This is a genomic window from Aeromonas sp. 6P, assembly GCF_051919525.1.
Lineage (GTDB): Bacteria > Pseudomonadota > Gammaproteobacteria > Enterobacterales > Aeromonadaceae > Aeromonas > Aeromonas veronii.
Genome location: NZ_JBQBEO010000002.1, coordinates 3,730,469 through 3,744,072, shown reverse-complemented (window position 1 = coordinate 3,744,072; position 13,604 = coordinate 3,730,469). Strand labels below are relative to the sequence as shown.

Genomic DNA, 13,604 nt, shown 5'->3' with positions numbered 1-13,604 from the left:
GGGCAGCTCTCGCTTATCCATTCCATCCGGCATGGCTACCGCCCCTGAATTTCAGCCTCCAGTTTGCTGCGTTTCACCAACGGGATGGGGTTGGCATGGCTCATGGGAGACTCCGACGAGGCAAGTGTTGCCAAATGGCAATATTAACTATGGCGCTGTGGAGAGAAAGCTCAATATTTAGAATTTCTGTGCAAGATCAATAAATTAATCAAATGTCACCCACGATTGATGACGCGCCGACATAGCGTGAACAACCATTCTTGAGCTATCGCCATAGAATATTCATGGTCATATCTGGCTTGAGCCAGCATAAAACTCTTTGTTATTGTCCGCATCCCCCGCTGAAATAGCTTATTTATCTATAAATCAACAAGATAGCATTATGCGGTGGCGTCGCGGGGGCATCTGCTATCGGGAAGGAGAGTTATGAAGTCGCAGTTCAAAGTGGCGCTGGCCATGTTGGCCCTGTTCGTCGTCCAAGGCTGCACAGCCCCGGATTCATCCACCAAGCGCAATGCACCCGGCCCGGTGCTGACAGTGCATTACGAAAGTGCCCCCCTGATCCCCGTCACCATCGCCGGTGAGCAGTACCAGTTTTTGCTCGATACCGGTGCCAGTATCACCTTTATCGATCGTCGTCTGGCCAGCCGCTTCAAGACGCTGACCTTAAGTGAATTGCCCAGGGCCTATCAGGCTGATTTTGCCACTGTGAGCAGCGTTTCGAGCCAACTGGGCAGCGAGCAGCTTGGCTTTGTTGAGCCGCAGCCCTTCTCGGTGGGGTCGGTCACCATTGATGACAGCGATCTGTGGGCAACTATTGATTTCGATCTCTTCTCCCAGTCTCTTGGCAGCCGTATCGATGGCATCCTCGGGATCGACACCATCCGCCGTTTCAACTGGGTGTTTGATCGCGACAGGCATCAGCTCACGGCTTCGCTGACGGCACCGTCTGCAGCCACGTTCGAGCGTTGCATCGGCTATGAAGATAGCTACAACCGCTCCCCGGCAGTGTATCTGACCCACGGCGAGAGCAGCGTGCGCATGTATCTGGATACCGGGGCCGATCAGAGCTATGCCGACCATGCCTTTATCTACTTTATGGCCAGTCAGAAGGCGATCTCTGGCGAAGATGCCTCGCCACGCAAAGGGGTGGACGCCAGCGGTATGGTGGAGGGGCGTGAACATATCCTCACCGGCCTGCACTTTGATGAGCGCCAGCTCGGTGAGCTGCGCGTGTCGGAAAACAGCAATGAGCAGTATGGTCTGGGGCTGGATTTTGTTAACCGCTTCAATCGCTTTGCGATCATGCCCGGGCGGATGATGATCTGCTACGACGCTGACAGCCTGGCGCGCAAAGTGCCGCCAACCCTGCGCAATATCGGAGTGCGTTTTGATGGCGGGCATCTGCAGGTCTACTACAGTGACGAACGGGATCTTGCCCCCTATGGTCTGGCCAACGGCGACATTCTGGAACAGATCAACGGGGTGGCTTATCGTCCCCTCGAGATCGACAAGGTGCGTGAGCTGCTCAGCACCAGCAAGCCGGGGTCGCTCAAGTTGCGGATTGTGCGGGAAGGAAAACCGCTGGATATCGCTATCTAGTCAAGGTGGGGGCGGCAAGACGAGCCGCCCCTATGAGCCTCAGCCCTTGGTTGGATTTTCCATGCAGGTGAGGGTTGGCTGGCCGTAACGCTCCAGCGTGGCGTCGTCCCCCTTGGTGAAGAAGGTGAGGTTTTGCCCTTCATAACGGGCGCCGCTGGCGCTGGGGGCTTCATAGGCGAGCACTTGTTGCTGCTTGTCGCCCTCGCTCAAGTTGATCACCGCGGCGGGCAGCTTGGCATCGTTATAGAAGTAGGTAGAGAGAGTGACGCTCTTGCCGCACTGGTAGTTGACCGGTGCCGGCACCATCAGCTGGCCGCCGCTGATCTGCAGTTCGGTGATCCGCAGCAGGTAGTTATCCTCCACACACTGGCGCAGATCCTGTCCCTTCCAGCAGTCGTTACGCCCCTTGATCCAGCCGCGCTGCATGGCGCGCTCGGTCTTGAGCTGCTCGGGAGAGTGCGCAGCAATCGCCTTGGGGTAGAGGGCCGCCAGTTCGTTATCAAGGGCGGCCAGTCCGGCATCCTTGCAGATCAGGGTTTCGACCGACCCGGACGCTTTGGTGCAGTCAAAGGAGGGTGTTGCGGCGCTGGCCAGCAGAGGTGCAAACAGCAGGGCGGCAAGAAAGGTCTTGTTCATCGATAGATTCCAGCAATGAAGAGGGCATATCTGCCTACTACAGCACACTCTACAGGGCAATGCAGCAGGGGATCTGTGCGCACTTGCACTGCTGAATGGTTGCCAAACGGAAAATCCCGACACTCCTGGCTGGAATGTCGGGTTTTTTGTGGCCGCGATAGAGGGGGAGGCGGCTTGCCCGGTTGATCAGGCCAGCGCCAGTTGCTGACTGCGGGCGCGCCACAGCCGCTCGTGGAAGAAGAACACCACGGTGTTGATGGCCGGTTCGATCATCGCCATCACGCCGCCGGTGAGCAGCTCGCCGCTCAGCAGGAAGGCAACCCCGAAGGCCACCGAGAAGTGGACCACCGCGAAGCTGCTGGTCTTGGCCTGCAGGCTGTGCTTTGGCTTGAGCTTGTGCCAGCCAAGGTCATGAAAGTAGAAGGCGACCGTGTTGACGGCAGGCTCGATCAGGGCGATCAGGCTGGCGGTCAGCAGCTCACCGGTCAGCAGGTAGGCCACGGTAAAGGCGACACCGAAGTGCAGGATGGCAAAGCTGATGGTCTTTTTCATGATGGCGGCTCCCTCTATTGATGATGAGAGTATCCGCCGAAATGAGATTAAATGAAAACTATTCTCATCTATTGCCGAGATAGAGAGAACCTATCAACGGGCGAGTGGCCGGTGCGCTTCAGCGGTTGCCAATCGCAACCAAGGCGATAAAGTACAGCTTCTTCACACTTGCCCATGAAAAAGGATCTTTCATGAATATCAATGCCACCCTGCTTGGCCAGTTCATTGCGTTGCTGATGGTCATCGTCGGCCTCATCGCCTGGCGCGCCGCAAGAGCGAGCATCCGGTGCTGATCACCCTTATCTGCTCCCTGCTCTGCCTGTTTCCGCCTTTTGGCCTGCTGGCCCTGTTGCTGGTTGCGCTGAAACAGGATCTGCCCGCCCGTTCATAGGGCGCGCAGGTTCAGGCTGCCGCACACACCGGCCGCACCAATAGAAAAAGCCCCGTGATGGGGCTTTTGCTTTTGAACTCGGTGAGCAGAAGACCTTGGTCACCCATCTTTTGGGTTCGGGCTATGCTATGCCTTGCTCAAAAAGGTGGGTGTCCCAGATTTGGGGCCATAAATTAGGCTCCCACCGTATGCACAACGCCGATCTCTTTATCACGAGGGTAAAATGTTACACCTGACTGGAGTAGAATTTTATATCCATTGTCATAGAATGCAGGTGGGAACAAAGAGTGAATGCCTACCGTATGTCCATTGCCTAACCAATCAAAAGCTTTTTCTAGCGGAATTCTAACAACACCGCGAATTTGTCTTGAGTAATCAAGTGGTCGCCCTGCTCCTTCAACACCTTTACATCTGAACAATAAACCATGTTGAGCGTGAGGGCGCAGAAAATAAGAAGGTGCAGCGATCCTCAGGTCAACTAATTCAGTGCTCTGGCCGTGCCAATAACCAGGCTTACTTTTCTTACGATATTCCAAGTCTGCACCAATAAGATAAATGTATGCGTATTTATTAACCTCATTCACAACTCGCTTTTGGAAGTGTAAAAAGTGACCATCACGAGTACATTTTGCTTCGTAGCATGCAAACCATAATGCAACCCAAATATTATCAACTATGTCTAACCAAGTAGTCTTTAATCCATAGTGCTGTAACAATGGTTCAGCGGCATAATCTTCGAACTTTGAAAATGCACTACATACTTCACGATATTCGTTGATCTTAGAGTTCATTCTGCTTTCACGGTTGTATTTTGCGCTATCAGAGTCAATTCCTCGATATAATGTGGGGCGTAGTTCAGGGTATAGAGTACTCTGTCCTCGAAAGTAAACCCCCTCAAGTGAATTATGTTTTAGGTATCCGGCAGCCATGATTAAGGCATGGGATTCCTCTACATCGAGAATTTTAAAACCATTCTCATGTATCCATTCTGAACCAATGATATTGATATCTTCAAACGCCATTCTTGCTCCTAAATTTATAACGCCCACAGCTCGCGCGGCTTTGTAGTGAAGGCGCAGCCGCAACGAAAAAGCCGTCGCTGTGCCTGCGTTTGTTAGGCCTTATATGCTTGCTAAATGAGACTATTGATTGCATAGCCACAGGCCTTTAGTTCTTTTGCTACTTCGGTTTTCCATGCACCGAATGAATCTAAGGTGACGTATACAACACCACTTATATCATTCGGTGTCTCAATATCCCCCTTCACAAGCGAGCATACGTTTTCTCTGCCCAGCTTTGCCATAAGGTAGCCATGCTCAAATACAACGTTTTGTCGCGCTCTATTTTTAGGACTAACATTCGATTCATGGACGCCGCGCCCGTGATCACAAGCTGTGTAAAGCACAAGCGCAAAATCCGCATCATTGGAATAGTGTTCAATTTTTTCAATAATCGTCATGCCGGCGCTGGCTTGTTCATGCAAGATAATTGCTTCAAGACCCAGCTTTTCAATAAACCGGCTGACCTCTTGCTTCGCTTCATTATCTCGCCCATGAACAATAAACACCTTTCGCTTATTTCTTGCCACGACCTTTGGCTTGCTTGGTGACGGATTCTGAAACGATCCACCTTGCGAGGTCGGCTGAGCTGGCTGGCCAAACTCAAGCATATCTAGAACCGGGGTAAACTCCTCAGATAGATATGTTCTTCGCTCAGCATATGTCCCGAACTTTTGCTTGATGAACCCCCAGAAAGTGTCCAGGTTTCTGTGTTGCTTTAACCATTGAGGAAGAAAAGGAGAAACATCGGGATTGCTTAACAATTCATGGCGCAAGAGCTCAAACTCTCGCGAGTCAGCCGCCAACCCAGTAGCCCTAGAGGTCAAAAGGTTCACAAGATAGCTGACCTTATCGAAATCACTCTCTAAAAATTCGATGCTCAAATTTAATTCCTTTGCTCGGTGCTATGTGCCTGTCTGGCCTAACAGTGATTAGATGGAAGGCGGCACTAATCCGTTAGCAGAGCATTCCATATAACTCCGTAACATTTTCACTGCCGCCAAGTAAAAATAATCATTAAATCATAACGTCATCAGCTTTCTTCGCATGCTGAGCGTATTCGCTTGACTTCCTCTTTTTGCGCCACCGTTACTACGGTATGAAAAATCAGTACTTAGGGCACTCTTGGAAAGCGCCGCCAGATCACGCCAGCATGAGCAGGTCAGAAATAAAAATGGGGCCGTCACCATGTTGAGTGGGTCGTAGGCAACTCTCGCTTATCCATTCCATCCGGCATGGCTACCGCCCCTGAATTACAGCCTCCAGTCTGCTGCGTTTAACCAATGGGATGTGGCTGGCATGGCTCATGGGGTGACTCCTACGAGGCTTTGTTGCCAATCGGGTATATTAGCGGCGGGTAGGCGGAGGAAAAGGGCCAGATGGCCGATTTCTGATCTGGATCGGCTAATTAGTCAATAACGACTGATCTGGTGTGCAGGCGGGATGCGTGGCCGCCATTGGTGAGGAAACAGTTAGTCGGGAAAAGGGTTGGTGGGTAAAGCGGTAGCGGGTAAAAAACAAGAAGCCCCTGAACGGGGCTTCTCTTTGCTGGCCATGCCGTCACTGTGAACGGCTTGGGTGAGCGACTTGCTGGCGCCTTGACCGGGCGCCGGAGCGGGCTGGTGCGGGCTTACTCTTCGACCTTGTTGAGCCACTCGACCTTGTATTGGGCGCCGGCGCCCTGCGCCAGCTTGGCGCACAGCGGTTTCAGGAAGGCTTCAATCTGCTCGTCCAGCATCCAGGGCGGGCTGATGATCAGCATGCCTGAGCCGTTCATGCCCCAGTCGGCAGTCTGACCGGCCACTTCCAGCTCGGCCACCAGCACGTTGCCGAAGTTTTCCCGCTTGATGGCGCGCAGCATATCGCGGGATTTGTCCGCCTCCTGCCCAAGGATGGGATACCAGAGGGCGTAGATGCCGGTCGCCCAGCGTTTCTGCGCCTTTTTCAGGGTATCGACCACGGCGAAGTAATCTTCTTTGAGCTCATAGGGCGGGTCGATCAGCACCAGCCCGCGGCGCGGGGTCGGTGGCAGCAGGGCGATCAGCCCCTCGAAGCCATCACGGTGGTGTACGGCGACGCGAGGGTCATAACCCATGTTGGCGCGCAGATCTTCGACCTCGTTGTTGTGCAGCTCCATCAGCGCCAGCTTGTCCTGCTCGCGGGTGAGGCGACGCGACAGCTCCGGCGAGCCGGGGTAGTAGTGCAGCTCGCCGTTCTGGTTCATCTCTTCGATGACGCCGAGATAGGGGGCCATGGCAGACCACTGGGCCCGCTCGTCCCACAGGCGGCCGATGCCGTCGGCATACTCGGCCTTTTTCTGGGACCAGTCGCCGCGCAGGTCGTAGAGACCGCCACCGGCATGGGTGTCCAGCACGATGAAGGGTTTCTCCTTCTTCTTGAGGGACTCGATGATCAGAGCCTGAACGGCGTGTTTCAGCACGTCGGCATGGTTGCCGGCGTGAAAGGCGTGGCGATAGCTCAGCATATTAGATCTCTGAGGGGGCCCTGCTGGGCCCCCAGTAACGATAGATAGTTCAACAAATTGCGGCTGTTGCCGCGAAACAGGGAGAGGCTGCGCAGGGTCTGCAACAGGACGCCCTGTTGCAGCCGCTCCAGCTCCAGTTCGTGGGCCAGCATCGACTGATACTGCTGCTCGTCGAGTCGCGTCTTGGCGCTCTGGCGCAGGGCGCGCCACGGGGTCAGCACCGCCTCGGTCTGCACCAGCGCCGGTTGCAGGTCGGTGAGATCGACTACGATGCCGAGTTGATCGAGCCGGTGCAGCAGCAGCGCCAGATTGACGTTGCCCCCCTGCTCCTGCACGGTGAGCCAATCCTGGCTGCGCTCACCATAGACCTTGCCGCTCCAGTGCCAGAAGCCGATTGGCGTCGGCAATTCGTGGACCGCGACCCGCTCGCTGGCCATCAGCTGTTCGTCACGCAAAGAAGGCCTGCTCCATGGTTTCCAGCTCCTCACTGAGGCTCATCCACTCCAGCTCCACCTCTTCCAGCTGCTCCTTGAGGGGGCCCTGGGATTTGAGCAGTTCGGAGAGCTTGTTCTTGGCGCTCTCTTCGTAGATGGCGGGGTCGGCCAGTTGGCTCTCGATGTCGGCCAGCTTGCCCTGCAGCTTCTCCATGCTCACTTCGAGCTTTTCGAGCTTCTGGCGCAGCGGACGGGTTTGCTGGCGGAATTCCGCCTCGCGCCGCTTCTGATCCTTGCGCGCCACCGCCGAGTTGGCAGAGACGGGGCCATCGGCCGGTTTGGCGTTGGCCTCTTTCTCCTGCTCGCCGAGCCACTTGTGGTAGTCGTCCAGATCGCCGTCGAACGGTTCGACCCGGCCACCGTGCACCAGATAGAAGTCATCTGTGGTGGTGCGCAGCAGGTGACGGTCGTGGGAGACCACTACCATGGCCCCTTCGAAGCCTTGCAGCGCCATGGTCAGGGCGTGGCGCATCTCCAGATCCAGGTGGTTGGTCGGTTCATCCAGTAGCAAGAGGTTCGGCTTTTGCCAGGTGATCAGCGCCAGCACCAGCCGCGCTTTTTCGCCGCCGGAGAAGGGGGCCACCTTGTCGAGCGCCTTGTCACCGTGAAAACCGAAGCTGCCCAGATAGTTGCGCAGCTCCTGCTCGGTCTTGTCCGGCGCGAGGCGCACCAGATGATCGAGCGGGGAGTCATCGAGACGCAGGGTCTCCAGCTGATGCTGGGCGAAGTAGCCGATGCTCACCCCGGCGCTCACTTCGAGCTTGCCGGATAGCGGCGGGTTGGAGCCCGACAGCATCTTGATAAAGGTCGATTTACCGGCGCCGTTGCGACCGAGCAGACCGATGCGCGAACCCGGTACCAGATTGAGTTTGATCTTCTCCAGGATCACCTTGTCGCCGTAACCGGCAGAGAGGTTCTCCATGGCGATCAGTGGTGTCGGTAGGGCCGACGGCTCGCGAAACTCGAAGCTGAATTCCGAGTCGGCGTGGGCGGGGAGGATCTTCTCCATCCGCTCCATCGCTTTCAGGCGGCTCTGTGCCTGACGGGCTTTGGAGGCCTTGTAGCGGAAGCGGTCCACATACGCCTGCATGTGGGACATCTCCCGCTGCTGCTTCTCGTACATCGACTGCTGCTGGGCCAGCTGTTCGGCGCGCTGCAGTTCGAAGTCGGAGTAGCCGCCGGTGTATTCGTTGAGCTTGCCGTTCTCGATATGGATGATGCGGCTGATGACCGAATCGAGGAAATCGCGGTCGTGAGAGATCAGCACCAGCGTGCCCTGATAGCCCTTGAGCCACTTCTCCAGCCAGATCACCGCATCGAGATCTGGTGGTTGGTCGGTTCATCGAGCAGCAGCAGATCGGAGCGGCAGAGCAGCGCCTGGGCGAGGTTGAGGCGCATGCGCCAGCCACCGGAGAAGCTGCGCACCGGCGAGCTCAACTGCTCGTCGCTGAAACCGAGGCCGTGCAGCAGCTCGGCGGCGCGGGCGCGAATGCTGTAGGCGCCGATGGTGTCGAGCTTGCTGTGCAGCTCGGCCACCAGCAGACCATTGTCATCCTGCTCGGCTTGCACCAGCAGGGCTTCCAGCGAGCGGAACTCCTTGTCGCCGTCGATCACGTACTCGAGCGCCGAGCAGTCGAGCGCCGGGGTCTCCTGCGCGACGCCTGCGATCTGCCAGCCAGCGGGCAGGCTGAAGGTGCCGCTGTCGATGGCCAGCTCGCCCCGTACCAGTGCAAAAAAGGTGGACTTGCCACAGCCGTTTTTGCCCACCAGGCCCACTTTGTGGCCGGGGTGAATGGTGGCGGAGGCGTTGTCCAGCAGCTTGCGGCCGCCGCGGATCAGTTCGATTTGACTGGCAACTATCATGGGTGGGATCTGCTTGCTCAAAATGGAGGAGAAAAACTGGCGCGGATCTTACGTGAAATGACGCTGATTTGCACTGTAGCGAAGGGCTGGCCACTGGCTGGCGCTGCAAAAACATGCCATAACAGAGAAACCAGTTTGGTTACGGGAGGTTAGCATGCATATCAGGGATATTATGACGACCCGGGTCGCCACCGTTTCAATGGATGATCGACTCCGCGTCATCAGGGATATCTTCGAGCAGGCACACTTTCGCCACCTGCTGGTGCTGGAAGATGAGGAGCTGGTGGGGGTCATCTCGGATCGGGATCTGTTCCGCGCCATCAGCCCCTATCTCGACTCCGAAGCCGAGATGAGCCGCGATACCGAAACCCTCAACAAGCGGGCGCACCAGATCATGAGTCGTCAGCTCGTCACCATCGCTCCCCATCTCACCGTGCGCGACGGCGTCAAGCTGATGCTGGAGAAGGGGGTCTCCTGCCTGCCGGTGCTGGAGAATGGCGCCCTGGTCGGCATCATCAGCTGGAAAGATTTTCTCAAGGCTGCGCTGGAGAGTGACGCGCTGGTTTGAGTCTGGCACTAAGCACCATCAGCTGACAGAGAACAAATAGAGAGAGGGGAGCCAAGGCTCCCCTCTCTCTATATTGGCTTTGCCGACAATGCCGGTTTGCATGCCGCTTGCATCATCATGGCTCGGGCTGCCCTGCGACAAGACAGGAGGGGCCGCTGCCGGAGAGGTGCGGCTGCAGGTGGGTACGGATCTCCTGCAGGGTGCGCTGGTACTGCCGGGCATGTTGATCGAGAAACGCGGGGCTGTGCTTGAGGCGCCGTTCCAGGGTATCGACCAGCAGCGCCACCCTGGGAGCGGCCATACCCGCAGGCCAGCAGTGTTGCAGCAGCTCCAGCAGTTGCCAGGCATCGCCCGGCAGGGCGGGGAACTCCTCCAGCAATTGCAAGCCCGCTTGCAGGGCTGTCTGATATTGGCTGGCCTGCATCGCCTTGTGGCGCAGCTGGCGCAGTTCGCTCAGCCTCTGCTCTCTCGCCGTCAGGCGCTGGCCCAGCTCGGCCACCAGATGGTGGAACAGCTGGCGGGTGAGCGGGTGGGGCGCCACCCTGACGCGGTATTGGGTCAGCTGGATCAGGTAGCGCTGGGCGTGGTGGGGCAAACCGCAGAACTGGCTGACTGCAAAGCCGAGCAGCAGGGTGAGGTGGTTGTCGCTCCCCTCATCCGGCTGGTGGTGGGCAATCAGGATAAGCGCCTCGTCGAAGCGGTAATCCAGCCCCAGCATCAACGCCTGCAGCAGCTCATATTCGTGGGGTTGCAGGTGGACGGTGCGCTTGAGGTGCTCCCACTCCTGTTGCAGGGAGCGGATCCGGTTGCTGGAGGGGGCGTGCCACAGCACCGCCAGACTGGCATTGAGCATGAAGCTGTCGATGGCGAGCCGGACGCGCTGCTCGCTGAAGTGGCGCAGGGTCAGGCTGTTGGCCTGCTCCAGCACCTTCTCCTCATCTTGCAGCACCAGCCCGAGCAACATCGCCAGCTGGTGCCAGCGCGGCTGATGGGGGCGGATCTGCAGCAGCTCTCCCATGGTCTCCCACGCCGCCAGCCAGTGATGCTGGTGCAGCTGGCTGGCGAGTTGCAGCTCCAGCCGGGTGGCCATCGAGACGCTGGCCTGATGGCGCTGCAAGTCGGTCCGGGCGCTTTGCAATTTGCCGAGCCCCAGCATGGCGTAGAAGAGCCCGGCCCTTGGCCAGCTCGCCTGATATTCGTTGGCACAGAGGGCATAGTGCTGGGCGGCAGTGATCCGCTCGGCTGATTGCAGCAGCAGGTAGCCCTTGAGTCGATCCAGCCAGGGGGTCAGCGAGCGATTCTCCCGTTGAAACAGCAGGTCTTCACAGAGGGCGGTAGCCAGTTGCCACTCCCGCAGCAGAATGGGGGCGGCCAGCGTACGGGTCAGGTTGCTTAACTTCACCAGCTGGCCGAGCACCGCGGTGAGCTGCTGGGTCATGAAGGGGAGGGGCAGATAGAGGGAGAAGTAGAGATCCGAGGGGAGAAACTCCTGCTCGCTCTGGTCGGCATCGAGCAGCAGCAAGACGCAACCGGGTTGCAGCAGGCCGAGATAGTGCGCTTCATGCAGCAGCCGGGCTCCGTCAAGATCCTGCTGCTTGTCCTGCTGACAGATGATGGCGTCGAAGGCGTGCTGTTGCAGCAAGGCTAGCAGGCCGCTGCGCTCGTGGTTTGGATGGCTGTGGTAGTGGATCCGGTCGGCGGGCACCCCCTGTTCGGTCAGTTCCCGGGTGATGGCGCTACGGAGCAGGGGATCCTCTTCGAGCAGCAGTATCGTCATGCACGTACTTCCTGTGAGCAAACCATTAGGTTGATTATGGTAGACCCAAGAGGAACATAGGCACAGCACTCGCTGAGTGAAAAGCTGACAGTAGCCAGCAGGGTGCTGGAGGGCGCACTATGGGCTGTTATTTCAATCGGTTATGCCATCTCTCAGGGCGGCAACCTGTTATTGCCGAGGGCGGGCCTGTGCCCCGAAGGGGCAGTCGCTCTGGCGGATCAGCCGCGACCCCTTGCCCTGTTCCCCCAGCCAGCTCAATTCCAGCTTGCCGAGGCGGCCCAGATGGCGCAGTTCGAACTCGTAGCGCTGGCAGAGGTTGTCCTGGGGCAGACTCGCCATCCCTACAGGCAGACGGTATTGATAGCGAAGGAGTGGCCCATCTTCCAGCTTGCTGGCCACCGGCACCAGCCCCTCTGGGGTGGGCTGCGGCGCCCCGAGCGCACGGCGCAAACTGAGCGGCGCATCGATCGCCTTTTGATAGTGCAGGCCGTTCATCGCTGCCAGCTCCTCTTCCAGCCGTTGCAACTCCCCTTCCAGTCCATTGAGCGCGGCCCCCAGCTGCTGGTGGGTCGTTGACGAGGCGCAGCCACCCAGCAACAGGGTGGCAAGCAGCAGGGCGGCTCTGATGGGGGGCACGGCATCTCCTTGGCAATGACGATGAAGCGTGAAGGTCAGGTCGGCTGGCCCTGACTATAGCAGGGGATTGCTGGGGGGCGTTCCCTGCAGCAGTTGGGCCAGACGGGCCAGCCCCTCGCCGACCCGGGCGTCGGTGGCGGGTTGGCTCAGGCTCAGGCGCACCCCCTGCGGAGCGGCAAACTGACCGGCGGCGAAGTGTTCCCCGCTCGCCACGCCAACGTCAAGGGCGTCGGCGGCAGCAGCAAACTGCTGGCTGCGCCAGGGCTCCGGCAGCGGCAGCCAGGCGTGCATGCTGCCCGGCTGCCAGCGGGCGGCGGGCAGCAGGTGGCGCAGCAGTTCGCCACGGCGCTTGAGGATCTCCCGCTGCTGCTCGACCAGCGGCATGATCTGGCGCTGACTGACCATTTTGCAGGCGAGCTCGATCAGCAGCGGGCTCACCATCCAGCTCGACAGCCGCATGGTCTGGGCGAAGGCGCTGCGCAGGGCAGGGGGCGTCAGCACGAAGCCCACCCGCAGGCCGCCGCAAGCGATCTTGGCCAGACTGCCCAGATAGATGACCCGCTCCGGCGCCAGATTGACCAGAGGGATCACAGGTTGCTGGGGCAGCAGACCGTTGACGTCATCCTCGATGATCAGCAGATCGTGGCGACGGGCGATGGCGATGATGGCCTCCCGCCGCGCCAGACTCATGATGGCGGTGGTGGGGTTTTGCAGGGTCGGGGTGAGGTAGAGCAGCTTGGCCCGGCGGGTGCGGCAGGCGGCGTCCAGCGCCTCGGGCAGCAGCCCCTCCTCGTCCATCGCCAGTCCCACCACCTGATTCTTCAGCTGGCGGGCATTGCCCAGCATACCGGGGTAGCTCAGCCCCTCGCACAGGATGGTCTCCCCCACGCAATTGGTAGCCAGCAGCGCCAGCATGATGCCGTGCTGGGCGCCGTGGCTGAACATCAGGCGATCCTCACTGCAGGCCACCCCTTGCTCAGCCAGCCAGTTGACGAACTGCTGGCGCTGATCCGGTCGTCCCGCCTCCTTGTCGTAGCCGAGCAGGGCGTTGAGATCCCCGTCCGCCACTTCCCCCAGCATGGGGCGAATGATGGCCGCCCGATCCAGCTGCACCGGCAGGTTCTGCCACAGCTCGATGCGGTGCCCCTCCTCCTGGCGGATCACCCACTCATTGGCGGGATCTGTGTTCGCTCCCTTGACCCAGGTGCCGTGGCCCACCCGGGCGGCCAGCAGGCCGCGCCGCTCCGCCTCGCTGTAGGCGCGAGTGACGGTGCCAACGGTGACACCCAGACGATCCGCCAGGGATCGGTGGGTGGGCAATCGGGTCTGCGGTGGCAGCTCGCCATTCGCGATCCCCTGTTCGATAGCTTTGACCAGCTTGAGGTAGAGGGGGCCATCGAAGGCCGTAAGGTTGGGCGCCCAGATTGTCATGGTGACAATAAATCCATTGATCAAAATTTGTTGTCAATATAGCGTGAATTTCAACCTGATAACAACCAAATAGCACGCATTGTATCGATACAATGTGGCAAGCAAGGAGTC

Annotated in this window: 11 protein-coding genes and 2 pseudogenes; 3 read left to right on the top strand and 10 right to left on the bottom strand. The window is 58.6% G+C overall.

The window, feature by feature from the left end; translation table 11 throughout:
• Nucleotides 1-426 precede the first annotated feature (426 nt).
• Nucleotides 427-1,602 (top strand): aspartyl protease family protein, encoded by a 1,176-nt coding sequence (locus tag ACTG2J_RS17230; protein WP_439997706.1) that lies wholly within the window; start codon nt 427-429, stop codon nt 1,600-1,602.
• 39 nt (nt 1,603-1,641) lie between these two features.
• On the opposite strand, the gene ACTG2J_RS17225 is transcribed toward ACTG2J_RS17230, so the two are convergent.
• On the bottom strand, nt 1,642-2,238 hold the full coding sequence (locus tag ACTG2J_RS17225; protein ID WP_439997705.1) for an MliC family protein: 597 nt from the start codon (nt 2,236-2,238) through the stop codon (nt 1,642-1,644).
• 186 nt (nt 2,239-2,424) lie between these two features.
• Nucleotides 2,425-2,790 (bottom strand): DUF2061 domain-containing protein, encoded by a 366-nt coding sequence (locus ACTG2J_RS17220; RefSeq protein WP_005343334.1) that lies wholly within the window; start codon nt 2,788-2,790, stop codon nt 2,425-2,427.
• A gap of 191 nt (nt 2,791-2,981) precedes the next feature.
• On the opposite strand from ACTG2J_RS17220, the pseudogene ACTG2J_RS17215 reads away from it, so the two are divergent.
• Nucleotides 2,982-3,181, top strand: a pseudogene (locus ACTG2J_RS17215) (hypothetical protein).
• Between the two features lie 173 nt (nt 3,182-3,354).
• Here the strand turns inward: ACTG2J_RS17215 and ACTG2J_RS17210 are convergent.
• From ACTG2J_RS17210 to ACTG2J_RS17190, 5 genes and pseudogenes are all read right to left on the bottom strand, one after another.
• The gene (locus ACTG2J_RS17210) at nt 3,355-4,203 is read right to left on the bottom strand and encodes an FRG domain-containing protein (RefSeq protein ID WP_439989302.1); all 849 of its coding nucleotides are present in this window, start codon (nt 4,201-4,203) and stop codon (nt 3,355-3,357) included.
• Between the two features lie 110 nt (nt 4,204-4,313).
• Nucleotides 4,314-5,123 carry a TIR domain-containing protein gene (locus ACTG2J_RS17205; protein ID WP_439989303.1) on the bottom strand — a complete coding sequence of 270 codons (810 nt, stop codon included), beginning with the start codon at nt 5,121-5,123 and terminating at the stop codon, nt 4,314-4,316.
• 746 nt (nt 5,124-5,869) lie between these two features.
• A complete protein-coding gene (locus tag ACTG2J_RS17200; RefSeq protein WP_043821648.1) occupies nt 5,870-6,724 on the bottom strand; it encodes a 23S rRNA (adenine(2030)-N(6))-methyltransferase RlmJ in 855 nt (284 codons plus the stop codon).
• On the bottom strand, nt 6,718-7,179 hold the full coding sequence (locus ACTG2J_RS17195) for a DUF2390 domain-containing protein (protein ID WP_005343337.1): 462 nt from the start codon (nt 7,177-7,179) through the stop codon (nt 6,718-6,720). Before ACTG2J_RS17195 ends, ACTG2J_RS17200 begins: the two co-directional genes overlap by 7 nt.
• Nucleotides 7,172-9,081: pseudogene (locus ACTG2J_RS17190) on the bottom strand (ABC transporter ATP-binding protein). The gene ACTG2J_RS17195 and the pseudogene ACTG2J_RS17190 overlap by 8 nt, the downstream one beginning before the upstream one ends.
• A 154-nt stretch (nt 9,082-9,235) precedes the next feature.
• Between ACTG2J_RS17190 and ACTG2J_RS17185 the strand changes: the two are divergent.
• Nucleotides 9,236-9,649, top strand: coding sequence for a CBS domain-containing protein (locus tag ACTG2J_RS17185; protein WP_439997704.1), 414 nt, complete (start codon nt 9,236-9,238; stop codon nt 9,647-9,649).
• A gap of 115 nt (nt 9,650-9,764) precedes the next feature.
• On the opposite strand, the gene ACTG2J_RS17180 is transcribed toward ACTG2J_RS17185, so the two are convergent.
• The 3 genes from ACTG2J_RS17180 to ACTG2J_RS17170 all read right to left on the bottom strand — a co-directional run bounded on the left by ACTG2J_RS17180 (nt 9,765) and on the right by ACTG2J_RS17170 (nt 13,493).
• On the bottom strand, nt 9,765-11,426 hold the full coding sequence (locus tag ACTG2J_RS17180; RefSeq protein ID WP_439997703.1) for a hypothetical protein: 1,662 nt from the start codon (nt 11,424-11,426) through the stop codon (nt 9,765-9,767).
• 168 nt (nt 11,427-11,594) lie between these two features.
• Complete coding sequence (locus ACTG2J_RS17175) at nt 11,595-12,062, bottom strand: hypothetical protein (protein WP_113739772.1); 468 nt, start codon at nt 12,060-12,062, stop codon at nt 11,595-11,597.
• Nucleotides 12,063-12,116: 54 nt separating this feature from the next.
• Nucleotides 12,117-13,493 (bottom strand): PLP-dependent aminotransferase family protein, encoded by a 1,377-nt coding sequence (locus tag ACTG2J_RS17170; RefSeq protein WP_429066964.1) that lies wholly within the window; start codon nt 13,491-13,493, stop codon nt 12,117-12,119.
• Nucleotides 13,494-13,604: the final 111 nt, after the last annotated feature.

Excerpts from the sequence above, each read along its gene's own strand:
- ACTG2J_RS17185 (WP_439997704.1), top strand. The coding sequence starts at position 9,236 with ATGCATATCAGGGATATTATGACGACCCGGGTCGCCACCGTTTCAATG.
- ACTG2J_RS17170 (WP_429066964.1), bottom strand. The coding sequence starts at position 13,493 with ATGACAATCTGGGCGCCCAACCTTACGGCCTTCGATGGCCCCCTCTAC.
- ACTG2J_RS17230 (WP_439997706.1), top strand. The coding sequence starts at position 427 with ATGAAGTCGCAGTTCAAAGTGGCGCTGGCCATGTTGGCCCTGTTCGTC.
- ACTG2J_RS17225 (WP_439997705.1), bottom strand. The coding sequence starts at position 2,238 with ATGAACAAGACCTTTCTTGCCGCCCTGCTGTTTGCACCTCTGCTGGCC.
- ACTG2J_RS17180 (WP_439997703.1), bottom strand. The coding sequence starts at position 11,426 with ATGACGATACTGCTGCTCGAAGAGGATCCCCTGCTCCGTAGCGCCATC.
- ACTG2J_RS17220 (WP_005343334.1), bottom strand. The coding sequence starts at position 2,790 with ATGAAAAAGACCATCAGCTTTGCCATCCTGCACTTCGGTGTCGCCTTT.
- ACTG2J_RS17210 (WP_439989302.1), bottom strand. The coding sequence starts at position 4,203 with ATGGCGTTTGAAGATATCAATATCATTGGTTCAGAATGGATACATGAG.
- ACTG2J_RS17200 (WP_043821648.1), bottom strand. The coding sequence starts at position 6,724 with ATGCTGAGCTATCGCCACGCCTTTCACGCCGGCAACCATGCCGACGTG.